The 24321-nt window shown below is 37.9% G+C and carries 19 protein-coding genes, 1 other RNA gene and 1 pseudogene; 15 read left to right on the forward strand and 6 right to left on the reverse strand.

From position 1 onward, the window contains the following. Positions 1–41 precede the first annotated feature (41 nt). The 4 genes from maiA (at position 42) to H4J59_RS12050 (ending at position 3428) form a co-directional block, all read left to right on the forward strand. Positions 42–680: a maleylacetoacetate isomerase gene (maiA, locus tag H4J59_RS12035; protein ID WP_182239699.1), complete on the forward strand. Its 639-nt coding sequence runs from the start codon at positions 42–44 to the stop codon at positions 678–680. A 105-nt stretch (positions 681–785) separates the two neighbouring features. After that, on the forward strand, positions 786–1643 hold the full coding sequence (locus tag H4J59_RS12040; protein ID WP_182239701.1) for a DUF3014 domain-containing protein: 858 nt from the start codon (positions 786–788) through the stop codon (positions 1641–1643). A gap of 692 nt (positions 1644–2335) precedes the next feature. Then, an RNA gene (gene ffs, locus H4J59_RS12045) (signal recognition particle sRNA small type) lies at positions 2336–2432 on the forward strand. Between the two features lie 438 nt (positions 2433–2870). Further along, the gene (locus tag H4J59_RS12050) at positions 2871–3428 is read left to right on the forward strand and encodes an NAD/FAD-utilizing enzyme (protein WP_182239702.1); all 558 of its coding nucleotides are present in this window, start codon (positions 2871–2873) and stop codon (positions 3426–3428) included. Between the two features lie 588 nt (positions 3429–4016). On the opposite strand, the gene H4J59_RS12055 is transcribed toward H4J59_RS12050, so the two are convergent. The 4 genes from H4J59_RS12055 to H4J59_RS12070 all read right to left on the reverse strand — a co-directional run bounded on the left by H4J59_RS12055 (position 4017) and on the right by H4J59_RS12070 (position 7707). After that, a complete protein-coding gene (locus H4J59_RS12055; RefSeq protein WP_182239704.1) occupies positions 4017–5846 on the reverse strand; it encodes an SLC13 family permease in 1830 nt (609 codons plus the stop codon). Between the two features lie 68 nt (positions 5847–5914). After that, entirely contained in the window at positions 5915–6190 is a 276-nt protein-coding gene (locus tag H4J59_RS12060) for a late competence development ComFB family protein (protein WP_182239706.1), read from the reverse strand. 122 nt (positions 6191–6312) lie between these two features. Next, a complete protein-coding gene (gene priC, locus H4J59_RS12065) occupies positions 6313–6915 on the reverse strand; it encodes a primosomal replication protein PriC (RefSeq protein WP_182239708.1) in 603 nt (200 codons plus the stop codon). Between the two features lie 12 nt (positions 6916–6927). Further along, positions 6928–7707 (reverse strand): TSUP family transporter, encoded by a 780-nt coding sequence (locus tag H4J59_RS12070; RefSeq protein WP_182239808.1) that lies wholly within the window; start codon positions 7705–7707, stop codon positions 6928–6930. A gap of 815 nt (positions 7708–8522) precedes the next feature. On the opposite strand from H4J59_RS12070, the gene H4J59_RS12075 reads away from it, so the two are divergent. Beyond that, positions 8523–11324 carry a TonB-dependent receptor gene (locus H4J59_RS12075; RefSeq protein WP_182239709.1) on the forward strand — a complete coding sequence of 934 codons (2802 nt, stop codon included), beginning with the start codon at positions 8523–8525 and terminating at the stop codon, positions 11322–11324. Positions 11325–11402: 78 nt separating this feature from the next. Here the strand turns inward: H4J59_RS12075 and H4J59_RS12080 are convergent. Next, a pseudogene (locus H4J59_RS12080) lies at positions 11403–11626 on the reverse strand (transposase); the annotation flags it as partial. A 341-nt stretch (positions 11627–11967) separates the two neighbouring features. Between H4J59_RS12080 and H4J59_RS12085 the strand changes: the two are divergent. Beyond that, positions 11968–14886, forward strand: coding sequence for a TonB-dependent receptor domain-containing protein (locus H4J59_RS12085; protein ID WP_182239711.1), 2919 nt, complete (start codon positions 11968–11970; stop codon positions 14884–14886). 520 nt (positions 14887–15406) lie between these two features. Here the strand turns inward: H4J59_RS12085 and H4J59_RS12090 are convergent. Continuing rightward, positions 15407–15688, reverse strand: a complete 282-nt coding sequence (locus H4J59_RS12090; protein ID WP_182239713.1) for a hypothetical protein — start codon at positions 15686–15688, stop codon at positions 15407–15409. 2331 nt (positions 15689–18019) lie between these two features. Between H4J59_RS12090 and H4J59_RS12095 the strand changes: the two genes are divergently transcribed. The 9 genes from H4J59_RS12095 (at position 18020) to apt (ending at position 24321) form a co-directional block, all read left to right on the forward strand. Then, positions 18020–18799, forward strand: coding sequence for a DUF3450 domain-containing protein (locus tag H4J59_RS12095; protein ID WP_182190233.1), 780 nt, complete (start codon positions 18020–18022; stop codon positions 18797–18799). Then, entirely contained in the window at positions 18799–20142 is a 1344-nt protein-coding gene (locus H4J59_RS12100) for a MotA/TolQ/ExbB proton channel family protein (protein ID WP_182239715.1), read from the forward strand. Before H4J59_RS12095 ends, H4J59_RS12100 begins: the two co-directional genes overlap by 1 nt. Then, the gene (locus tag H4J59_RS12105) at positions 20142–20666 is read left to right on the forward strand and encodes a MotA/TolQ/ExbB proton channel family protein (RefSeq protein ID WP_182136962.1); all 525 of its coding nucleotides are present in this window, start codon (positions 20142–20144) and stop codon (positions 20664–20666) included. Before H4J59_RS12100 ends, H4J59_RS12105 begins: the two co-directional genes overlap by 1 nt. A gap of 12 nt (positions 20667–20678) precedes the next feature. After that, positions 20679–21080, forward strand: coding sequence for a biopolymer transporter ExbD (locus H4J59_RS12110; RefSeq protein WP_081149207.1), 402 nt, complete (start codon positions 20679–20681; stop codon positions 21078–21080). Positions 21081–21083: 3 nt separating this feature from the next. After that, positions 21084–21701 (forward strand): energy transducer TonB, encoded by a 618-nt coding sequence (locus H4J59_RS12115; RefSeq protein WP_182136961.1) that lies wholly within the window; start codon positions 21084–21086, stop codon positions 21699–21701. Between the two features lie 2 nt (positions 21702–21703). After that, complete coding sequence (locus tag H4J59_RS12120; RefSeq protein ID WP_182239717.1) at positions 21704–22963, forward strand: lipopolysaccharide assembly protein LapB; 1260 nt, start codon at positions 21704–21706, stop codon at positions 22961–22963. Positions 22964–23193: 230 nt separating this feature from the next. Continuing rightward, positions 23194–23316 carry a hypothetical protein gene (locus tag H4J59_RS19450; RefSeq protein WP_259363252.1) on the forward strand — a complete coding sequence of 41 codons (123 nt, stop codon included), beginning with the start codon at positions 23194–23196 and terminating at the stop codon, positions 23314–23316. A 21-nt stretch (positions 23317–23337) separates the two neighbouring features. Then, on the forward strand, positions 23338–23721 hold the full coding sequence (locus H4J59_RS12125; protein ID WP_182239719.1) for a response regulator: 384 nt from the start codon (positions 23338–23340) through the stop codon (positions 23719–23721). 54 nt (positions 23722–23775) lie between these two features. After that, positions 23776–24321 carry an adenine phosphoribosyltransferase gene (gene apt, locus H4J59_RS12130; RefSeq protein ID WP_182136958.1) on the forward strand — a complete coding sequence of 182 codons (546 nt, stop codon included), beginning with the start codon at positions 23776–23778 and terminating at the stop codon, positions 24319–24321.

Here is a 24321-nt window from a genome sequence, read left to right on the forward strand (position 1 = left end):
CCAATATTGGTTTTACTGCAAAAGTTATTTGAGTATTAGATATGAAATTATATGGTTATTGGCGCTCATCCGCTGCGTATAGAGTAAGAATTGCTATGCACTTAAAGGGGCTGGTGTTTGAATCAGTTCCCGTGCATTTAGTTAAAGATGGTGGTGAGCAGCATAAAAAAGCTTACACTGAATTAAACTCAACACGTTTAGTGCCCACCTTGATTGATGAAGATGTAATTTTGCATCAGTCGATTGCCATTGTTGAGTACCTAGATGATAAATATCCGTCGGTGGCTATTTATCCTGAAAACATTGTGGCTAAAGCAAAAGTAAAGGCGCTTGCGCTTGATGTTGCCTGTGAAATGCATCCAGTTAATAATTTACGTGTACAACAATACCTAGTTAATCATTTTTCACTACCAGAAAGTGATAAACTTATTTGGAGTCATCATTGGATGAATGTAGGTTTTTTGGCTGTTGAACAGCAGTTAAAAGTAAACTCAGGAAAATATTGTTTTGGCGATAACATTACTATGGCTGATATTTGCTTAGTGCCTCAGGTATACAACGCCTATCGATTTAACCTTGATATGAGTGAATTTCCAAATATTTGTCGGGTGGCTGAAAATTGTAATCAACATGCGGCCTTTATTGCTGCTTTACCTGAGAACCAGGCGGATGCACAGTAACGTGCAATGTTTTTGAAAATTTACATATGAAAATTTATTATTCATTATGCCATTACTTAAACCAATTCATTAATACAATGGGTATTACATAAAGTTAAGGTTACTATGTCAACTAAAAATACTGAACAAAAACAAACGCCTTGGGCCATTATTGCAGTAATTATTGCTACTGTTATTGCCTTGGTTATCTATTTCTACGTGATTGCAGATGAAGATAACAGTAGTGATACCGTCGCTACCACTGCCGTTGCACCCGTTCAAACACCCGTGCTTGAACCTGAAATTACACCTGAGTTAATTGAACCAGAAATTACGACAGAGCAGGTTGAAGAAGAGATTGTTGAGCTTGAGCCTGAAATTTTATTACCAACATTAGACGAAAGTGACACTTGGTTTAGTACTAAATTACCGACGTTAACTTGGCGTAAAGAATTACTGAAAATGGTCGTTACAGAAGATATAATCCGCCGGTTTGTGGTATTTACTGATAATTTCAGCCAAGGTACCTTAGCTTATGAGCACACACCATTAATTACACCGAGTGAAAAATTTACTGCGCTAGAAGAGCCCACAAACAACGGCATTAAATTGCAGTGGGATGAAAGTAGCACTCGTCGTTTTAGCAACTACGTTGACCTTTTACGCTCAATGGACAGTGAAACGCTAGTTAAATGGTACGTTGAACTAAAACCGTTAATTGATCAAGCTTATGGTGAGTTAGGTTACCCTGAACAAGATTTTACCGAAGTATTACACAATGCTATAACCAAGGTTTTAGATATGGAAATCCCTAAAACCCAGCCTGAGTTAGAGCGCCTTAGCGTTATGTATAAATATAAAGATCCGTCGCTAGAGTCTTTAGATGACGCAGAAAAGCTATTGCTAAGACTAGGTAAAGAAAACTTACTTGTGATCAAGTCAGTGTTGTTAGAAATTAACGAAAAGCTAGCAAGATCGCGTTAAGTACTGGTTAAGTATTAAATGAATCAAACCAAGGTTACCGCGTGTATAGCAACCCGCAATTATGCTCTTGTAAGATGATTCGCCAGTCGAGCAATGGTGCGCTGTGGTTGGAAAATTACTGCAGCGTTGCCACAACATGAAAAGTTTATTATTGCGGCGACCCCTCAGACTTTATATTGGGGGTGTTGGCATCGAGGTTATGCTTTCACTAAATATTAAGCTGTGATTTCTCGCTAAGGGCAGTATTTTTCGTTGGCCAATAAAGTCGTTATTGACAGTCCTTGGTAGCATTGGTGTTAAATGTAACCATAACCATGGTGTTTTTGGTCAAATATTTAAATAAAGTTTAAAGATAATAAGCAGTTTATTTTAGCGATTGCATCGAAAGGAACTCTTGGTAAAATTTGCGAGTGGAGAGCTGGATTTTTGCATATCGCCAAGCAAGCGAATGTGCTGGTGGTACTCTTAAGTTTTGATTTTATTAAAAAGGAAGTGCGATTTCATCCTGCAGTAGTTATAACGGGCGATATAAATCAAGCGTTAATCGAATTTAAGCAAGTTTTTACTTATTTTTGTGCAAAAAATCTGCAAGCAGTCTGAATTTAGTAACTAGCGCTTGCAACCAAGCCATTGATTAGCCATAATTCGCGGCGCGTTAGAGGAAATTATTTTTAACGCTTCTATGGCGACCCTTTTGGTCCCTCCGCAATGATACTCTGTGAACTCGGCCAGGTCCGGAAGGAAGCAACCGCAGCAGACGACTCATGTGCCGGAGTGTGGCTATTAGGGTTGCCACCACTGTTTTTTATCAATGACTTACACCAGAAAAGCGTAGCTGCTGCAATTGGTGCCACAACGAAGTCACCCAAATCCCCTCATTTGTAATCTTGTAATAGTATTTTTTATCGAAATAACTCTGTTTGTACATTATTAAGCATAGCTTAGATAAAGCAGCTTCAATTAGTTATCAGCGATTATATATTTTTCTCTATCCGCACCATCCGCACCAACACAACATACTATCATCTCGTTAAGCACTGTATTACTCATCAAAATTAAGCCAAAATTTATCTGTGATGATAGCTTCACTGCCAAAAGCTCTTTTAAAAATCGCTGCTATACTTCAACACGTAGTAGGCTCAGTTGTGGGGTTTAGCCTGTTTATTATTAGTTATACGCTAGCTGTAAATAGCAACTTTATACATCCTATTTTAGGTGGAACAGATTATGATCAGACACTTTTACGTTACAGCAGACATTGACGAAGTTGAAGAAGTTGAAAAAGAGCTCAAGTCACAAGGTTTTACTGATTCACAAATTCATGTGCTGAGTGAAAATGATACTGAGGTAGAAACCCATGATTTACATGCAGTAGAGTCTGTATTGAAACAAGATGTTGTCCATTCAACAAAAATTGGTGCTATTTATGGCGTTATTGGCGCTATTATCACTCTCTTGGTTTCATATACTATGGGCTGGACAGAATCTACTGTGGGTTGGATACCCTTTATTTTCTTGTCTATTATTATACTTGGTTTTTGTACTTGGGAGGGTGGCCTTATCGGCATTCAAACACCTAATATCAATTTTGTACAGTTTAAGGAAATATTGCATGAAGGTAAGCATATTTTGTTTGTTGATGTCGACCCTGAACAAGAAATGGCAATAGCTTCAGTGATGAAGATGCATCCAAATATTCAAGTGGCAGGGATAGGGGAAGGGACTCCTCATTGGGTGGTCAGAGCCCAGGATAAATTTAAACGTTTTATGAAAGTTATGCCTTAATTTAGCGAATAATGATATCACTAGGTAACGATAGTAGTAGTTAAAGTTATAAAAGTTAAGCCACCACTATATGAGTGAAAACATGAGTGAAAACAGAAAAAAGTATTTACATGATTACGTTTTAGCGAAAAAAAATAGCTCAAACCGTTAGTTTATCGATGAGTCTATACCGTTAACAACATCAGCGTTATACGTTCTTGTAAAGAATAAAATAGCAAGGTTGACTTATATTTCAAACACAGCCAGTGATAATTTTTCTACATCACCACTGAGCCCCATCACTGAATAATATCGATGCCGATCACTTTTAGCTAACATGTTAGTCACTAAACCTCTTATCAATTATTTATCTTTAGTTTCACTATAGTTGTGATGACAATCGTTATTAATCTCTTTGAAAGGCACTGGGCGCTCAGTGTATAAGGAGATGGCTTTTATATTTTTCCAGCTAACCAGAATAAATTTTAGCCACACTTAGTGGTGTTCTAGGTAAAGGTAAATAGGGCGATAAAGTTACCTTGTGAGGCAAAATATTAATCAAATGGCAACCTGAGGTAATCTTATACTTAACCCTTACCATCACCAAGTTTATAAATATAACCAATTTAATAGCAGAGAGAGTGTTACCCACATCAGTAGAATCAAGGGAATACCAATACGCATAAAGTCAGAAAATTTATAGCCACCGGCATTCATCACCAATAAGTTAGTTTTATAAGCCATAGGTGTGGCATAGCTCAAGTTAGCACCGAATAACACCGCTAAGATAAATGGCTCAGGTGAAAGGTTTAATTGGCTAGCCACGGAAATAGCAATAGGTGTACCAATAACGGCTGCAGCATTGTTAGAAACAATATTCGTTAATATGGCTAATAACAACATTAACGCGGCTAAAACTCCTCCTGGCGGTAAACCAAAAGATAAGGCAACAAAAACCTGGGCTATATATTCTGCGCCTCCGGTTATCATCATGGCAGAGCCTAAAGCTAAAGATGCAGCAACAATTAAAATAACTTGGGTACTAAGCGCAGATGCAGCTTCTTGCCAATCTAAGCATTTAGTCACTAACAGTATCAGCACCCCACATACTGAACTAATTTCAATGGGTAAAATACCCAGTGCCGACGAAACAACCACGGCGAGTAATGTGCCTAAAGCCAATGGCGCTTTTTTTGTTTGTGGCAACGATTCTGCCCCATCGATTATTAACAGACCGGGTTGGGATTTTAATAAACTTATTTGCTCGGTTTCTCCTTGCACAAGTAATACATCGCCAATCTGCAAGCGACTGTTTCCTATGCCATTAGCACCAATTTCCATGGCTTTACCTGCTCTGTGCAATGCCACTACCGTTATGGCATGTTTACGAATGAAATTGGCCTGTTGTAAGGTGCGACCTTCAAGACCAGAGCCTGCGATGATGACAATTTCAGCCAATGTTTGCTTTTCAGCTTTTAATGGATGCTCGTCGTCAACTTTATGCAAGCCAGAAAATAAAGTGGCTCCTAATACGGTTTCATATTCTTTTAGCCGATCGGGGTAGTCATGAACCTTTAACCGGTCACCAACAACAAGCAAAGTATCGGGTAAAGGGATAATATTTCGATTTTCGGGCCCTCGCTGGATACTCTCTATTTTTATTTGGCCATCAGTTAAGGCAATTATTTCGGTGATGGTTTTTTCGTTAACAAGACTGTTTTCGTTTATATTGAGGTAAGCACTAAATATACGTGGCGACGTATCAGGCATTGATGGTGCTCTACGGGGTAAAAGTCTTGGCGCAATTAGCCATAAGTAGAGTACAGCAACGACTGAAGCCATCAGTGCCGGCTTAGCAAAGTCAAATAGCCCAAATTCAGCTGCGCCCATATTTTTTGCAATACTAACCACCAGAAGGTTTGTCGAGGTGCCTATCGTTGTTGCCATTCCGCCGACTAAGGTGGCTAACCCCATAGGTAACAACATGGGTGATGAGTCTGTTTTAGTGCGTAACGACACGCTGATCAAAATAGGCAGTAATAAAACTACCACAGGGGTATTGTTAATAAAGGCACTTAACCCGCCCGCTAAAATAAGTGTGATCAATAAAGATAGTGCGGGACTTATTTTCCATAACTTAGCCAGGTATCGGCCAATAGGCTCCAGGGCCCCGGTGCGCACAATGCCATGACCAATAATCATCAAGGAACACACGGTAATCAAAGCCTCATGGCCAAAACCAAAGAACAAAGAGCTTGGCTCAAAGTGTTTGCCATCGCTATAAAATGGAAACACAGCAAACATCACACTTAAAATTGCTATCACAGCAAGTGAGGAGGTTTCTAAGGGAGTATCTTCTCGACGAAATAAATACAATGCCAATACGGTTATCAATAAAACAGCTAAGGCATGATTATTAGGAAGCTCTGGAATATTCAAAGGCTTTACCAAGTTGATTTAATTGTTTAGTTTTTAGATCTGGCCCCGATTTAGTTGAGTTTCATCATTTATTCATTAACAGACTGAGTGTGTTCTTTCATAAATTCTAGTGCTTTTGCTATCGCTACTTTGACATTACTTTCCATTTCAAAACGCTCAGATTCGGGTAAATAAAAGGCCATATCAACTTCATGACGGATGTAGCGGGTGGGTAATTGGTTTAACACTACGCAAACTAAATCGGCTATAAACTCAGCGTCATAGCTTTCTTCTAATTTTAACGTAGCAAAGTGCTGATCCACTAATTTTTCATAGTAGTTGTGAATATCATCAGAAATTTTCATGTAGGCGCCGCTTCATTTAATGACTATATTTTCAAGCGTAATGCTAGCGCAATGAAAACACCAACTTTTTTATGTCTTTAGACTAATTTTTATCAAAAAAGTTAATGGCAGTAAGCTATTAGTTAAAATTTTTCAGCTTGGGCTATTTCACGTTCTAATTTAGATATGGCTTGACGACACCGACCAAGACGCTGGTGTAGCGCAAGAATTTCCTCAGTAAATTGCTTTTTTTGTGTCGCTGATGTGTTGTGGCCTTGTCGTTCACGCACTTGGATCATTTCTACTAATCGGCGTTCAAACTCGAAGGTTTCATTGAGCTTTTTATGTAAGTTGTGACTCGATTGCATTACCGCTTGAGCCGCTTTTTTATAACGACGGGCTTTTATGGCAACTAGCCTTTGAGTTGGCTCTTTATGTAGCGCACTATTTGAATTCAATGCGTTACGTAACGCCGATATTTGCTGTTCTAGTATCAGTAAACGGCTGTGTGCAAGTGCATTCTTGTTAGCTGATAGTAATCGAGACAATTCATTAGTTTTATTTTTTACTTCGACAATATAAGGGTGGAACTGATCGCTATGGGTGAGGAATAATGCTTCAGAAAAAATATCATTTTCTTGAATTATTTTATGCGATTTAGAATGCTTATTTTGTTGATCAACTTGCAGAGCTTGCTCGTTAAGTTGATCAAGAATGGCGTGAATTTTATTAATTGCACTTTGCATAAGTAACCTTTCTTAGCTCAGCCAAGCTTGGTAGCCCAAGTTAACAGACATTAAAATGACCACAGTAATAAATACTGGGCGGATAAACTTACTACCAAATTTAATCGCCCAATGAGCGCCTACCCACGCACCTAGCATCATAAATATTCCCATAGAAATGCCTAAGACAAAGTTAACATGGCCAAGATAGATAAAGGTTAATAAGCTAAAGAAGTTACTGACAAAATTGGTGGAGCGGGCTAAGCCAGAACTTAAAAGAATATCGATCTTATATATCGCATTAGACGAGCTTACCCAAAATGCCCCTGTACCTGGGCCTGCAAAACCATCATAAAATCCTAGTATTAAGCCTTGTACAACTTGCTTGAACTTAATCGACATGGTTTTTAACGGCAAACCATGTATGTCACTAGTAACTGAGCTTGAAAGTAAGGTATATATCGCGGTCATCACTATGAGTACTGGGATGTACTTATCTAAAAATTCGACGGATAAAAAATTAACCATTATGGTGCCTAAAACAGCACCAATGGCGGTAGCAATAATAGCAAATCGCCAATATTTAGGGCTAAAAAGTCTTTTACGATAGAAGGCAAATGATGCGGTGAATGAACCAAAAGACGCAGCAAGCTTATTGGTACCCAAGGCCACATGTGGTGGCAAGCCTGACGTTAGTAATGTTGGAACCGTTAGCATTCCGCCGCCGCCGGCGATGGCATCAATTAGCCCTGCAACAAAGCCGACACTACATAAGGTTATCCATAAACTCATGTCTAGGACGGGATCAATAATCATAGGGTTTATTGCATATAAAATTTAATGCTAACTATACCACAGAGAATGCTTGATTTGATTGCCCTTTATTTTTCAATTTTTAATTACTGTGTACTAATTAAATCTAACTTAGATATTTTGAATATGTAGTTAATGAGTTGCGGTACTAATAATTTAGGCTCGGTTATAACCTTTAATACCAATATCCATACCTAATATAACGAGTAATACAATAGTTCCTCAGTATTACTTGGCTCAGTTATAAAATAAACATCAATAAAAAACAGATAAACGTTTCATTTTGTTTACAGTAGGTGTGTTTTTTATTAAGTAATTGTAATTATTAGTTTATCTTAATTAACTGGTTATTCTTTTATATCGTCCAAAAAATTTTATTTTTTTAACTCAGTTCTTCGTTACCTATTATTATTGAACTTTATCCATTGTTTTATATAGTTTAATTTTAATGTGGAGCTAGCTAGTTGTGATGTATTAGTGTTTATTTGTGTAAGTTTCACTCGGGATGACATTTTATTGTTTTTTAGTCAGTACTGTGCAGGTATTTTGCTGTTTTCACTTATTTTCCTAATCTAAAGTCAATAAACGTAACTATTTGTATTGACCTAGTAACTTAATTGCAACAGTATTGCTCGTGCTTGTTAACTTTTTTGTAACATGATTAAGTTTGATGTCTTAGCTGACATTGACATATCAGGCTTACAACCAAAAGAGCAAATTAGGTCTGTGACCAAAAGACCAGGAATAATTCAAAAATAGGCAAAATAGCCTTGAATTTAAACACTAATATCACGAAAGTGGTCCAGGGAGTATTTATGTATAACAATAGCAAAATAGCTAAAGCAGTACGCGTCGCCATGATGTTTGGTGCGGGTGCAGCTGCAGCAATTTCAGCACCTGCATTTTCAGCAGAAGATGAATCAGCTGAAAGTGTAGAGCGCATTGAAGTAACAGGTTCTCGCATTAAGCGTGCTGATATGGAAGGTGCAAATCCTGTCCAAGTTATTACTCGCCAAGACCTTGTTGCATCAGGTATCTCTAATATGGGTGATATCCTGCAAGAAATTCCATCGGTAGCTGGTGCGGGAACTAACACAGCGATCAATAACGGTGGTTCAGGTGCTATTCGCGTATCATTACGTGGTTTAGGCTCTGAACGTACTCTAGTTCTTCTAAACGGTCGCCGTATGGTAGCTTCAGGTACTGGTGCAGACAGTTCAGTTGATTTAAGTACTATTCCTACTGCGATTGTTAAGCGTGTTGAAGTTTTAAAAGATGGCGCGTCAGCTATCTATGGTTCGGATGCGATTGGTGGTGTTGTAAACATTATTACGCGTGATGACTTTGAAGGTTTCGAATTTAATGCTGGTTACGATATCGGCACTGAAGAGTCAGATGGCGAAACCAAGAATATCGATTTAACTATTGGCTTTTCTGGTGATAAAGGTAATGCTGTTGTAAACGCATACTATGTCCAGCAGGGCGCACAATGGTCTGGAGATCGTGATTGGTCTAAATTCGATTACGGTATGGAAGATGACGGTTCATTAACACCAGGTGGCTCTTCGGCTACACCATGGGGTCGTTTCCGAGGTTTTGATGAGGACGCTGATGGTTGTACAGATTTCACTCATGGTGCAGCCAATGGACCAGGTCAGTCTGATCCTTCAGATCACCGTACTGCCGGTTATGACTGCTTTGGTAGTACCGATTTATACAATTTCGCACCAGCAAATTATCATTTAACACCTGCAGAGCGCTACGGTGTTTTTGCATCGGGTTCATATGAACTCAATGATAGTGTTCGCGTATTTACGGAGTTAAGCTTTAACCGTCGTACATCAGATATTAAATTAGCACCATTACCTTTAGCTCCATTAGCATTCTTTGGTTATTCTGCTCCTTACACTGCCGATAACTACTACAACCAGACTGTAGGTCCAAAAAATGGTGCAGGTGAAAGTCAAGATATAGCTGATTGGCGTCGACGTATGGTTGAAACTGGTGGTCGTGATTCTACCTACCGTATTGAAACTGTACGTGCAATGTTTGGCATTGATGGCGAATTTGATAATGGCTGGGGCTGGGAGGCTAGCTACATCTTTGGTTCAAATGACTCTGCAACTTCCGCACAAGGTGGTGTAAACTTTGAGAAAGTAGCATTAGCTGTAGGTCCGTCATTTTTAGATGATACTGGAAGTGTAATTTGTGGCACGGTAGATGCCCCAATTGCCGGTTGTGTATCTTTGAATGTTTTTGGTGTTCCAGGTACAGACAGTGAAGTTTCTCAAGAAATGTTAGATTACATTACTTTTGAAGCACATGATCTTGGCTCTAATGAACAGCAAATTATGTCAGCAAGTATTTTTGGTGATGCATTTGAATTACCAGCAGGTATTGTTGGTTTTGCCGCTGGTATTGAACATCGTGAAGAAAAAGGTGCAGATTATCCTGATGCGCTTATTGCTTTAGGCATCACGTCGGGTTCATCGCGTACATCAACAGAAGGTAGCTACGAAGTAGACGAAGTATTCCTTGAAACAAATGTTCCACTATTAAGTGGTGTTGTTGGCGCTGAAGTATTAGAAGTTGATTTAGCGGTTCGTTACTCTGACTACAATACGTTTGGTGATACTACTAACCACAAAATTGGTGTTCGTTGGGTTCCATTCGATGGTCTAATGGTACGTGGTACATCTTCAACAGCATTCCGTGCTCCTTCTACATCTGATTTGTTCGCTGGTTCTTCAGACAACAGTCCAGAAGTTGTAGATCCATGTTTTACTAACCCTACAGCATTCTGTATTGCTAACGGTGTTCCTGCCGCTGGTTTTGTGCCAATTGGTGACCAATTATCTTCAACGCGTGGTGGTAATCAAGATCTTCAACCTGAAGAAGCTGATATCTTTACCGCTGGTATTGTATATAGCCCTGATTTTGCTGAAGGTTTATCATTAACGTTAGATTACTGGGATATCGAAATTACGAGTGCAATTAGCACGTTAGGTGAACAGTTAATTCTTACAAGTTGTGCAAAAAGTGGCGAATATTGTGACAAAATCACTCGTTTCGGCGTTGATAGCCCACTTTACGGTAACTCAATTGACATTGATGACCGTACAACAAACGTTGGTGGTGTTGATTCATCAGGTTACGACTTTAACGTTCGTTACTCTACAGACCTTGAAGGTGGCACAATGACTTTCAACGTAGACACAACTTACTATGATACATATGATATTACACAAGCCAATGGCGCCGTAATTGAAAATGCTGGTTACTTCTACCGCAATAGTGGTGATGGTAACTTCCCTAAGTGGAAAACTAATGCTGATGTTCGCTATACAAGCGATGATTGGTCTGCAGCTTGGTCAGTTCGTTATATAGGTGATGTTAAAGAGACGTTCGGTGAAGGATTCCGTACGATTGATAAGCAAATCATTAATGATGCTCGCTTTAGCTACTTCATGGATAACATGACCGCATCTATTGGTCTAAATAACGTATTTGATGAAGATCCACCGTATGCAGATACTGGTTTTAACGATAATACTGACCCTCGTACTTATAACACTCAAGGTCGTCATGTATACGTTACTTTAGGATTATCTTTCTAAGATAATTTTTAAATTAAGTAAAGCTAAAAAAGCCATTGAGTCCGACTCAATGGCTTTTTTATTTACTTAATTAGGTATTTATCTTTCTGTTTTTCTTTTATTTTCGATAAAACGACGATTAAAGCGATAACAGAACTCATCTAAGTATTCCTGCAGGTATTTCCCTGATACGCCATGGAATGTGCCTAACAAAAACGTTTTAAATTGCCGATGGCGATGTATGCCCACGGTAACCATTCATCAACCAAATGACTTGGTGTTACTTTGGCTTCGTAGTCGTGTGTTTGGTCAATAATATTCAATGTTGGCCCTCTTAATAAAATCATTAAAATTTAATATGCTGTCGCATTTGGCTTAATTTTTATAGCGAACAAGGCTACTGCGATCTGTTGATGTTTATTTTTGTAAGTTTAAATTTAAAAATAAATTTTTTTATCTTATTGTTTATAAGTGATTTTTTGTTTAATTGCATTTCGGATTCTTTTTAAAGTAATTCAAATGTAACTGTTTGTGTTGACCTGTTAATAATATTAAGTTTAATATCCTAACCGTTAGGTCAGGTATCTGACCAAAAATAATTCAACAAGGCAATATAGTCTTGAATTTAAACACTAGTATCACGAAAGTGATCCAGGGAGTATTTATGTATAACAATAGCAAAATAGCTAAAGCAGTACGCGTCGCCATGATGTTTGGTGCTGGTGCAGCTGCAGCAATTTCAGCACCTGCATTTTCAGCAGAAGATGAATCAGCTGAAAGCGTAGAGCGCATTGAAGTAACAGGTTCTCGTATTAAGCGTGCTGATATGGAAGGTGCAAATCCTGTTCAAGTTATCACTCGCCAAGACCTTGTTGCATCAGGTATCACTAATATGGGAGATATCTTACGAGAAATTCCATCTGTAGCTGGTGCGGCAACTAACACCGCGATCAATAACGGTGGTTCAGGTGCCATTCGTGTTTCATTACGTGGTTTAGGTTCTCCTCGTACATTGGTACTTTTAAATGGCCGCCGTATGGTTGCCTCTGGTACTGGTGCAAACAGTTCAGTTGATTTAAGTACTATCCCAACTGCCATTGTAAAACGTGTTGAAGTTTTAAAAGATGGCGCGTCAGCTATCTACGGCTCTGATGCTATCGGTGGTGTTGTAAACATTATCACGCGTGATGACTTTGAAGGCTTCGAATTCAATGCAGGTTATGATATTGGCACTGAAGAGAGGGATGGCGAGACCAAAAATATAGATTTAACCATAGGTTTTTCAAGCGATAAAGGTAATGCTGTTGTAAACGCATACTATGTCCAGCAGGGCGCACAATGGTCTGGAGATCGTGATTGGTCTAAATTCGATTACGGTATGGAAGATGACGGTTCATTAACTCCAGGTGGCTCTTCGGCTCCACCATGGGGACGTTACAACGGTGTAAACTCAGCTAACTCAGATAACTTAACTCAGCATGCTAAAGATGCCGATGGTAATTTAAGGTATAAATTAGATGACAATGGTGATCCGATTTTAACTTCTCCGGTTTTGGAATTACCTACAGGTACATGTAACTCATTTACGCATGGTGCAGCAAATGGTCCAGGTCAATCTGATCCTTCTAACCCAGCAAATGCTGCGGGTTATGACTGTTGGGATTGGGATAAAGATACTTACAACTTCGCACCAGCTAACTATCACTTAACGCCACAAGAGCGTTACGGTATTTATGCTTCAGGCTCTTATGAGATCACTGATACTGTTCGTGTATTTACTGAATTAAGCTTTAACCGTCGTACTTCTAAAACAAAACTAGCGCCATTGCCATTAGCACCATTAGCATTCTTTGGCTGGGGTGATGCAACTTACTCTGCAGACAACTACTACAATCAACAATTCGGTCCAAAAGACTCGAATGGCGATACAGTAGATATTGCTGATTGGCGTCGTCGTATGGTTGAAACTGGTGGACGTGACTCACAATTCCGCGTTGAAACGGTACGTGCTATGATTGGTATGGACGGTGAATTTGATAATGGTTGGGGCTGGGAAGCAAGTTACATTTTTGGTCGTAACGATTCAGCAACACAAGGTGCTGGCGGTGTAAACTTTGAAAAAGTTAGCGCAGCTGTTGGTCCATCTTTTATGGATGACCTTGGTAATGTAGTTTGTGGCACTGAAGCGGCTCCAATTGCGGGCTGTGTATCATTAAATACCTTCGGTACTCCTGGTACAGATGGCGAAATTAGCCAAGAAATGATGGATTACATGTTGTTTGAAGCGCATGATGTGGGTTCTAACGAACAGCAAATCATGTCTGCAAGTATCTTTGGTGATGCGTTTGAATTACCCGCTGGTACTGTAGGTTTCGCAGCAGGTATTGAGCATCGTGAAGAAAAAGGTGCTGATTTCCCTGACGCGTTAATTGCTTTAGGCATTACATCTGGCTCATCACGTACATCAACTGTAGGTAGCTACGATGTAGATGAAGTATTCCTTGAAACCAATGTTCCACTTTTAAGTGGTGTTGTTGGCGCTGAAGTATTAGAAGTTGATTTAGCGGTTCGTTACTCTGACTACAATACGTTTGGTGATACAACTAACCATAAAATTGGTGTTCGTTGGGTTCCATTTGATGGACTAATGGTACGTGGTACATCATCAACAGCATTCCGTGCTCCATCTACATCTGATTTGTTCGCTGGTTCTTCAGACAACAGCCCAGAAGTAATTGATCCTTGTAACACAAACCCAACAGCATTCTGTATTGCTGATGGTGTTCCTGCTGCTGGTTTCGAACCCATTGGTGACCAATTATCTTCAACGCGTGGTGGTAGTCAAGATTTACAACCAGAAGAAGCTGATATCCTTACCGCTGGTATCGTATATAGCCCTGATTTCGTAGAAGGTTTGTCATTAACTTTAGATTACTGGAATATCGAAATTACGAGTGCAATTAGTACGTTAGGTGAGCAGTTAATTCTAGATAGCTGTGCAGCAACTGGCGAGCATTGTGATAAAATTATACGTTTCGGTGCTGATAGCACACTTTACGGTAACTCAATTGACATTGATGACCGCACAACTAACGTTGGTGGTGTTGAATCATCTGGTTACGATTTTAACATTCGTTACTCTACAGACCTTGAAGGTGGCACAATAACTTACAACGTTGACACGACTTATTATGATACATATGATATTACACAAGCCAATGGTGATGTAATTGAGAATGCGGGTTATTTTTACCGCAATAGTGGTGATGGTAACTTCCCTGAATGGAAAACAAATGCTGACGTTCGCTACACAAGCGATGATTGGTCTGCAGCATGGTCAGTTCGTTACATTGGTGAAGTAGATGAACCATTTGACGGTGACTTCCGTACTATTGATGCGCAAATTATTAATGATGCACGCTTTAGTTACTTCATGGATAACATGACTGCAACTGTTGGTCTGAATAACATATTTGATGAAGATCCTCCGTATGCAGATACTGGCTTCAATGATAATACAGACCCTCGTACTTATAACACGTCAGGTCGTCATGTTTACGTAACTTTAGGATTAGCTTTTTAAGTTAGTTTTAGTTAAGTAAAATCATAAAAGCCATTGATAACGACTCAATGGCTTTTTTATTTGCTTTATTAGGCATTTTAAACCACAGCAATTGGGCAGTAATTTAATGCAATTGATATAAGTATCTCCTGTTCACTCCGAGCACACTACAACCAAGGTATTTATCTTTCTGTTTTTCTTTTATTTTCGATAAACAATCAACCAATAGACAAATAAACTAACTATGTTATAAACTGAATTTATTAAGAATAAGGGGCGATACCGAAAAGAGTCAAGCTGACATCCGCGGGGAGTATAAGTATATGGAATAGCATTTCAGCTTTGTTGGTTTTCTTTACTTATTTAGGTGCTTCTCCATCGAATTGTAACAACCTTATTTCAAACCATGCTATCGACACATTGAAGCATAAAAAATCCCTAACTACTCAATAGTTAAGGATTAGCTTTCTGCAGAAGCTACTTAAGCTTTATTTAGCAATCACATTACTATGTAAATTATAATCTAGCACTTATTCAATCGCTAAATTGTTGAACCAGCGCTAGTTTGGGCTTTACTTTCTTGTGATCTAAGCGCTTCTTGGTTTCTTCTTCTTACTTCGTCAGCTAATTCTTTTGACATACAACTGCGTTTTTTTCTATGGCTTCCTGTCGTAGCTCTATACTCACATACCATCTTTTTATCATTTGCCATCTTGGTATATTTATCATCATTTTCTTTAGATTTATCAGCATAGCCTGGCTGGCTTGAACTACAAGCGCCAAGTAGTATGGTAATGCTAATTAGTAATGTTATTTTTAACATTTTGAGCCCCATTGTTATATTTTTGAGTGACGACTGCTTTATAACCTACTAAATTATCAAATTGATAACCAAACTGTCTTGTATCACAAATTATATCTTAGCAAATGCTGAAATAGCATTATTAGTAAGTTGTACGTTTTTCATTACATTTCTTTATTAGTACTTTGCAAGATAACCTAGAATATAATTCTCACATATAAATATGTATGTAATAGTTTTGTAACAAATGACATAAATCCAAAATAATATGAAATTTTTTATCTAGATGATCAACAGAGATTATTTTTATCTTTAAATAATAAGGTAGCTTAGCGTAATAGGCAATATTTAAAAAAGGTAGAGATTTATATGAAAGTTATACCTACGCTCATAGAGATCTGTCGATTAGTTTATAGGTATTGAACGCCTTGATTTGATCAATTTCTATTGCTTTAAAGCCGGTTGTGATTTTAATCAATTAAGAGTGTTAGTCGCTGGCAGCGGAACAGGATATTCGTTATTTTTTTAGTGGAGTAATTAACAGATAACACGGCAGAAATTTGACCAATATAAACTGGTGTATGGCTCACTACTCTAATTTAGTGGGATATAGGTAATTTTTACCATATAGGTTGCACAGGCGTACTACATCATTTAGACGAGCAATTGTTAAGTCCACACTCACTTAAAAATTTATTGAGTGACTCAGGTGCAATGGGTTTGATGATATACGAGAAATATGTACGCATTGGCGATTATCAAATGCAGCAGTTAATGAGAATGATTACCGCGAATGAAGAGTATTTGTCTAATAAGGTGACAAATACTAAAAGAATATTGGCAAATCTCCTAGAAACTCATTGGTTTTTTCCATAATATAAAATTTATAGTTGATCATATTAAAGGTGAAGATAGCGGCTTAGTATATTTATTATTACATGAGCAAGATTGTGCTTATAGCATTTTAGAAGTGTATCAGTTGCTCGAACAGTCAGGGTTGCAGTTTGTAGGGTTTAATGATGTTAAGATGAGAATAGCTTACCGACAGGGCAATATATTACCGATAATGACTTGCTTAAGGAATTTAAGCAGCAACCGATAAAAAAGCATCACAGCATTGCTGAATTATTAGTGGGCGCTTTTAAAAAATCATGAGTTCTATGCCTCAGTAGGTTTTAATACAATGACAAGTTTTCCACGTTGTCCAATGTTCCATTCTTCTTTCCTTAAAACCTTTATGAAAATCTAAGTAGTCAATTTGCAGAAGCTATGTTGGCAAGTGCCAATTAATCTATTTCGATGAAACATATCAGCTGGTTTGAGTTTGATCTAGCCCCATCTCAGTTAACCTATTCATATTATAAAAATATTGATGGTAAAAATATACTACAAGTTATTTTGGATCAGGTTAGAAAAGAACTAAAGGATCAATCCTTAGACAATAATCAGTTAATGGCATACTTTTTTTAGTGCATTAAACAATTTCAACAACTCGACTGGACACTGTTACGAGCAAGCTAATTTTAATTTTGGTTAAGAAAATTTACCTGAATACGTATTTCTTGATGTTGAGCAAGCTTGATTTTGATTATAATAGTGCGTAATTACTGTCTTAAAAATTACTACCTCACTAAAATTCACTTTTGGAATTGAAACAATTAGTGCCTCGGTATTTTGGGCGATTACAAAAAGTTTATTCAAATAGTTAGAAAGTTAAAGTTGTTTAATTAAACGGCTAGTTTTGTATCACTTAACTTTTGCATTTTTAGTGGGGTGTCATATATTTTTATAGTAAAAAAATAATGCCTCGAATACTAAATTAATACCACATCATGACAGCTTATTGTCCAAGGAATTTGCTAGTCTTTTGGTTGGCTCAGTCTTACTTGTGATTAAATTATAAGCTGCCCATAACCCTTGTAATTTAGGACAGACGTTGATGAACATCATATAGCTTGCATATTTATAATGTTTTATATTTGTTCATTTAAAAACCAAAATGGCAAAATTAAACCGCATTTAGATAATAAAGTTTGACTTACTACGAAAGAGTTAGTAAAACATGAACAGCACATATTTTTACAATAAAGGAGCCTTCTGTAACATCGATTAAATTAATAATTTTCTGTATTAAATGAATATATTGTTAATTTATCGTTACAAAAAAATTTACTTCACTCTTTAAAAGCGAAATAAATGGTCTTTTTATTGTACTTAGTTGACAGTTAGGCTGTCGTCTGGGAATATTGTCGTAGTTTTATTTTAGAATAATAAAACTTTAAATGGCAGATTATTAAATTTGCGTTAACAATAAAGTTTGTTATCAAAATTCAATAGCAATGGTTGGGAACTATGTCCAAATTAAGCAAGAAAAGCCTTATCGCAACGACGATAATCGGCGCACTAGCATTTTCAGCAAGCAACTTCGCTGCTGCAGATGCATTAACAGATCTTCAAAAAGCAGAAGCTCAAATTTTTAAAGCTTCAAGTCAATCACAAAGCAAAATAGACAACATTTACGGACAAACTCAAGAGTTACTAGCTGAGTACCGTAATACAGTCGATGAAGCTGACGTGTTAAACGGTTATAACGATCATGTTCAACTTATGGTTGATGATCAAGAAGCTAATATTAAATCATTACAAAAACAAATTGCTGGTATAGATAAAACCAAGCAAGGCGTTGTACCATTGATGTACAAAATGATTGACACATTAGAGAAGTTTGTTGACCTTGATGTTCCTATGAACATTGATGCACGTAAAGAGCGTATTGCTGGTTTACGTGATGTAATGGGTGATTCAGATGTATCAGTATCTGAACAGTTTCGTTTAGTGCTTGAAGCATACGAAATTGAAGCCAGTTACGGCACCATATTCGGTGTGTATCAAGGTGAGCTTGACTTAGGTGATCGTATGATCACTGCTGATTTTGTTCATATGGGTCGTATTTCATTTGTTGCTCAATCTCTTGACATGAAAAACTCTTGGGTTTGGAACAATGAAAAACGTGGTTGGGATGCTTTAGGTGACGAATACTTGAAACCAGTGACTGATGCCGTTCGTATGGCTCGTAAGCAATTACCACTTGATCTAGCTAAACTACCCGTATTTGCAGCAGGAGCAGAATAATGAAAAAAGTTATTAATTTCGTATTATTTGCTGCTTCAATGACAGTAGCAGCTTCAGCATCAGCGAATCAGTTAGATGACTTATTAAAACAAGTTAAAAATGACCGTATTTCTGAAGCTAAAATTGATAAAAAACGTGAAGCGGAATTTATTTCTGCGCGTTCTGACAAGCAATCGTTATTGAACACAGCTAAAAAAGAACTAGCAAATCAACAAGCACGAAACAAACGTTTGACAAAAGAGTATGCCGCTAATGAAATTACTTTAGCGCAAAAATCTGTAGAGTTAGACAATGCCCAAGGTACCTTAGGTGAGATGTTCGGCGTAAGTCGTGCAGCTGCAGCTAATGCTTATGGTTCAATTGTAACGTCAATTGTTTCAGCTGAATACCCAGGTCGTGGTGACACGTTAGACAAGATTGCTAATTCAAAAGCTATCCCTGAACTTGAGCAGCTTGAAGAATTATGGTTTGCTCTGCAAACTGAAATGACTCAGTCAGGTGAAGTATCTAAGTTTACTACAGAAGTAACTAATTTAGATGGTTCAAAGTCTACTGAATCAGTAACACGTATTGGTACTTTCAACTTAGTATCTGAAAACGGTTACTTAAACTATAATGATGAAGTTGGTCAAGTACAGCCACTAGCTAAGCAACCTGCTGGTTATATCGCTGATACTGCGTCTTCTTTCTTTGGTGAAACTGCTGGTTATTCAGCTCTTTATGTTGATCCATCTCGTGGTGCTATCTTAACGCTTGAAACGCGTAAGAAAACATTGATGGAATTCTACCATGAAGGTAAAGAAGTAGGCTATGCCATCACTGTATTACTATTCTTTGGTCTTCTTATTGCTTTAGAGCGTATGATTGTTCTTGGCAGCATGAGTTCTAAAATTCGCGCTCAAGAGAAAAACCTTGAAAAACCAAACGACAATAACCCACTAGGTCGCTTGTTAAAAGTTTACTTTGACAACAAAGCGGTTGATGCGGAAACTCTTGAACTTAAACTTGATGAAGCTATATTGCGCGAAACACCTAAAGTTGACCGTGGTATTAACTTAATCAAAATGTTTGCTGCAATTGCACCACTAATGGGTCTATTAGGTACAGTAATCGGTATGATTATGACGTTCCAAACGATTACATTATACGGTACAGGTGACCCGAAAATTATGGCGGGTAACATCTCTCTAGCACTTGTAACAACTGCCCTAGGTTTGATTTGTGCATTGCCATTAATCTTAATCCACAGTGTTGTTGCTGGTAAAAGTAAGTCTGTATTGCAAAAGTTAGACGAGCAAAGTGCTGGCTTGATCGCTGCTATTGCAGAGAAGGAGTCTAAATAATGTTATTCCTGATAGAGCTTTGGGAATCTGTCAGGAGTTTTATTGCGACTGGCGGTAACGTACTGTACGTTGTTGCCTTCGCACTCTTATTGATGTGGATAATGATGATAGAGCGTTATTGGTTCCTATCTAAAATCTATCCTAAAATGAAAGACGATATTGTCGGACGTTGGGATGCAAGAGAAGATACTACTTCTTGGTATGCACATCGAATTAGAGATACTTGGATCTCCGAAGCGACAGAACTACTAGAGCAACGTATGCTCACAATTAGAACCTTGGTGGCAATGTGTCCACTAATTGGTTTACTTGGTACCGTAACCGGCATGATCGGTGTGTTTGAAGTAATGGCACAACAAGGTACTGGTAATCCGCGTCTGATGGCGTCTGGTATATCAATGGCAACAATTCCGACAATGGCGGGTATGGTTGCAGCATTATCAGGGGTGTTTTTCAGTTCAAGGTTAGACGCTAAAGTTAAACTAGCAAAGGCTAAACTGGTTGACAGTTTACCTCATCACTAGAGAGATATTCGAATGGCACGTAAACGTATTCGTGAGGACGAAGAAGCAGTTATAGATATGACACCGATGCTTGACATCGTATTCATTATGCTGATTTTCTTTATCGTAACTACTTCTTTTGTTAAAGAAGCTGGTATTGAAGTTAATAAACCTAAAGCGGCAAATCAATCGAAACAAAAGTCAGCTAATATCTTTGTGGCAATTAAAGATAATGGTGAAATTTGGTTAGATAAGCGTCGTGTTGATGTTGAACGCGTAGCGGCCAATATTGAAAAATTATTGGCTGAGCAACCAACTGATGTTGTAATCATTCAAGCTGACAAAGACGCTAAACATGGTGTAGTTGTTAAAGTAATGGATGCAATTAAAGAAGCGGGCATAGACAGAATATCTATCGCTGCAGCTAAGGGGTAGTCTATGGTTCGCTTTTTAGTATCTATACTACTAGGCGCGGCAGTAACATTTGCTTTGTTTTCTTTTATGGCCTTCCTTGTTTCTAGCGGTGATAGAACCAAGGAAGTAGGATTAGAGAATATCATTGTAGAAGTTAATACGACGCCACCTAAGTCAGCTGCTGAACGCCGTCAACGTGTTCCGCCGCCGCCGCCGCCGCCGCCTAAAACGCCACCTAAGCCTCAAGCTCCAGAGCCTGAAGCTAATAACGACGCGGGTGGATTAACGTTTAATATGCCTGGTGTACAGTTAGCCGGAGCAAATGCAGGTATTTCTGCACCTGGTGCTGGTTTCGGTCGTGACGGAGATGCAACACCAATAGTTCGTATTGAGCCTAAATACCCAATACAAGCTGCTCGTGATGGTAAAGAAGGTTGGGTTACGCTTTCATTTACTATCAATGAAATTGGTGGTGTTGAAGATGTTGATGTCATTGAAGCAGAGCCAAGACGTGTTTTCGACAGAGAAGCTAAACGTGCTTTGCGAAAATGGAAATACAAACCAAAAGTTGTTGATGGCAAAGCTATGAGACAAACAGGTTTGACCGTACGACTTGACTTTAAAATGGATGGAGGGAATTAGTAATGAATAAGATTTTTTCATCTTTACTGTTAATTATTTCAGTTGTTCTAATTCAATTGCCAATAGCTGCAGAAGTATCTGCAGCTGGTGCTGAAAAGTCTGAAAAACCAAAGCGTAAAACACAGCTTGTTGGTCCTAGTGTCGGTAAAAAAGTAGCAAAAGCCTTTGAAGCTTATTCAGCGGATGATATTCCAGGTGCTTTAGTTATTCTTTTAGATATTGATGCGAGTAAAGACTACGACAAAGCTTATGTATCCCGTTTTATAGCAGTTATGTATGCAACTATGGGTGATGAAGAAGCTAATGCAATTAAATATTTAAAAGCAGCGGTTGAACCTGATCTCCTTAACGAAGGTGATCATGGTGCTGCGATTAAATTGTTAGCTGATTTACAGATGCAGACCAAGGCTTATGAAGAAGCACTAGTTAATTACCAAGCTTGGATGGATTTTACGGGTGAATCTGACGGTAATACTTGGACAAAAATAGCTAATGCTCATTATGCGTTGAAACAATTAGATGAAATGATTGTGCCAGCAGATAATGCGATTGCAGCTTATGGTGACAAGCAAAACAAAAATCCTTATATATTGAAGATCACTTCATTTTATGAAAATAAAAAATATAAAGATGCTGTTAAAACGCTTGAAACTGTTATCCAAATATTCCCAGAAGATAAAACTTGGTGGACGCAGTTAGGTATGTTCTATCTGCTAGTTGAAGATTACCAGAAAGGTTTACAAACACTTGATCTGGCTTATAAACAAGGTTTCCTTGTTAAAGAATCTGAGATTAAAACACTAGCAAGTTTATATTCGCAGAATGTAGTGCCATATAAAGCAGCAATACTGTTAGAAAAACATATCGATTCTGGCTTAGTACCACGTGATGATAAAAATTTATCTTCACTAGCTAACGCTTGGCACGCTGCGCAGAATATTGATAAGGCGGCTGATTATTATGGCGAATTAGCTAAAATGACTAACCTTGCTAAGCATTACAGCAAACAAGGTATGTTATTAAAGCAAGATGAGCAATTTAAGTCAGCGATCGTAGCGTTAACTAAAGCAATTGAGCTTGGTGTTAAAAATGAAGGTAGACTGCAAATGAGTATCGCAGAATCTCACTTTTATTTAGAGCAATATAAACAAGCTTATAAAGCGATTAGTTTAGCAATGAAAGATCCTAAAACCCGTAAGTCAGCCAAGGGTTGGGAAAGCTTTATTAAAGACACAGCACGACGTAAGAACGTTTCTATCTAATCTTTATACTTAATTAATAGATATGACACTAAAAAACCAGCCAATTAGGCTGGTTTTTTTATATCTTAAAGAGTCACTTACTCAATCATGACTTCATAGCACATTAATTTCAAATTTCAAATAAAACTTTAAACTATAGTTAAGTTAGTTGTTCTAAATCAAATAAAGCTATTTTTAATAGCTTTTTTAGACTACAATCCGCGCCGTTTAGTCAATCAATTGGAATGCCAATGTCAGAAGAAAACTTCAAAGATAGTTCGTCTAAGCGTCATTTATTTGCCGCGTTATTTGTGATGTTCGCAGCACCTTTATTACCCATGTTGGCCGGTTGGTTTACATTATTGTCAAATTAACCAACAAGAGTTTTATTTAAAATGAAAATTCTTGTTGTAGACGATAATCCGGTAATACTCAATAGCCTGAGTGAGCTGTTATTCGCTCAAGGTTATTTTGTCAGTACAGGGTGTCATGGTCTAGATGCCTCTGAAAAGTTACAAAACGAATACTACGATTTAGTGATCGCCGACCACTTGATGCCTATCATGAATGGTATCCAGCTAACTAAACACATACGCCAGCATAAAATCTATCTAGATACACCGGTTATCTTGATGACTACGCAAGGTCATCAATCGTTAAAGCTGATTTGTAATACCAACTTATTTTCAGCGGTAATTGATAAACCGATTGACGTACAAAACCTACTTAAATTGATAAAGAGCTTACTATCGGTAAATACTCGCTATCAGTTACTATAATCTTTCAATGAATTGCTTTACTCTGTAACTAAAATATTTTTAGACGCTTAGAACATGACTGAAACACAAATCAATACACTTAAATCCGCAATTCATACCATTCCAGATTATCCAAAAGCCGGTATTATGTTTAGAGACGTAACAGGTATATTAGATGATGCTGAAGCATTCAAGCTCACCATAGACATTTTAGTGAATAAATTCAAAGCGGGTGGTTTTACTAAAGTAGTTGGTACTGAAGCACGTGGTTTTCTTTTTGGAGCTCCGTTAGCATTAGCAATGGGCTTAGGTTTTGTTCCAGTGCGCAAGCCAGGTAAGTTGCCAAGAGCTACTTACAGGCAAGACTACCAGCTAGAGTATGGTCACGACACCTTAGAAATTCATCAAGATGCGTTAACCCAAGATGATAATGTTTTAATTATTGATGATCTACTGGCAACAGGTGGGACTATTGAAGCAACCACCAAGCTGATAAGACGTACAGGTGCGAAGGTAACAGATGCGGCATTTGTTATATCATTGCCAGATTTAGGTGGAGAAAAAAAACTCGAAGACATGGATTTATCTGTGTTCTCTTTACTGCAATATGCTGGTGATTAA

It is taken from the genome of Colwellia sp. MB02u-10, from assembly GCF_014077185.1.
Taxonomy (GTDB): domain Bacteria; phylum Pseudomonadota; class Gammaproteobacteria; order Enterobacterales; family Alteromonadaceae; genus Cognaticolwellia.

Coding starts and splice junctions, on each gene's coding strand:
- H4J59_RS12120 (WP_182239717.1), top strand. CDS start 21,704: ATGAATAAGATTTTTTCATCTTTACTGTTAATTATTTCAGTTGTTCTA.
- H4J59_RS12090 (WP_182239713.1), bottom strand. CDS start 15,688: ATGTTAAAAATAACATTACTAATTAGCATTACCATACTACTTGGCGCT.
- maiA (WP_182239699.1), top strand. CDS start 42: ATGAAATTATATGGTTATTGGCGCTCATCCGCTGCGTATAGAGTAAGA.
- H4J59_RS12095 (WP_182190233.1), top strand. CDS start 18,020: ATGTCCAAATTAAGCAAGAAAAGCCTTATCGCAACGACGATAATCGGC.
- H4J59_RS12125 (WP_182239719.1), top strand. CDS start 23,338: ATGAAAATTCTTGTTGTAGACGATAATCCGGTAATACTCAATAGCCTG.
- H4J59_RS12100 (WP_182239715.1), top strand. CDS start 18,799: ATGAAAAAAGTTATTAATTTCGTATTATTTGCTGCTTCAATGACAGTA.
- H4J59_RS19450 (WP_259363252.1), top strand. CDS start 23,194: ATGTCAGAAGAAAACTTCAAAGATAGTTCGTCTAAGCGTCATTTATTT.
- H4J59_RS12060 (WP_182239706.1), bottom strand. CDS start 6,190: ATGAAAATTTCTGATGATATTCACAACTACTATGAAAAATTAGTGGAT.
- H4J59_RS12110 (WP_081149207.1), top strand. CDS start 20,679: ATGGCACGTAAACGTATTCGTGAGGACGAAGAAGCAGTTATAGATATG.
- H4J59_RS12040 (WP_182239701.1), top strand. CDS start 786: ATGTCAACTAAAAATACTGAACAAAAACAAACGCCTTGGGCCATTATT.
- H4J59_RS12050 (WP_182239702.1), top strand. CDS start 2,871: ATGATCAGACACTTTTACGTTACAGCAGACATTGACGAAGTTGAAGAA.
- H4J59_RS12115 (WP_182136961.1), top strand. CDS start 21,084: ATGGTTCGCTTTTTAGTATCTATACTACTAGGCGCGGCAGTAACATTT.
- H4J59_RS12075 (WP_182239709.1), top strand. CDS start 8,523: ATGTATAACAATAGCAAAATAGCTAAAGCAGTACGCGTCGCCATGATG.
- H4J59_RS12105 (WP_182136962.1), top strand. CDS start 20,142: ATGTTATTCCTGATAGAGCTTTGGGAATCTGTCAGGAGTTTTATTGCG.
- priC (WP_182239708.1), bottom strand. CDS start 6,915: ATGCAAAGTGCAATTAATAAAATTCACGCCATTCTTGATCAACTTAAC.
- apt (WP_182136958.1), top strand. CDS start 23,776: ATGACTGAAACACAAATCAATACACTTAAATCCGCAATTCATACCATT.
- H4J59_RS12085 (WP_182239711.1), top strand. CDS start 11,968: ATGTATAACAATAGCAAAATAGCTAAAGCAGTACGCGTCGCCATGATG.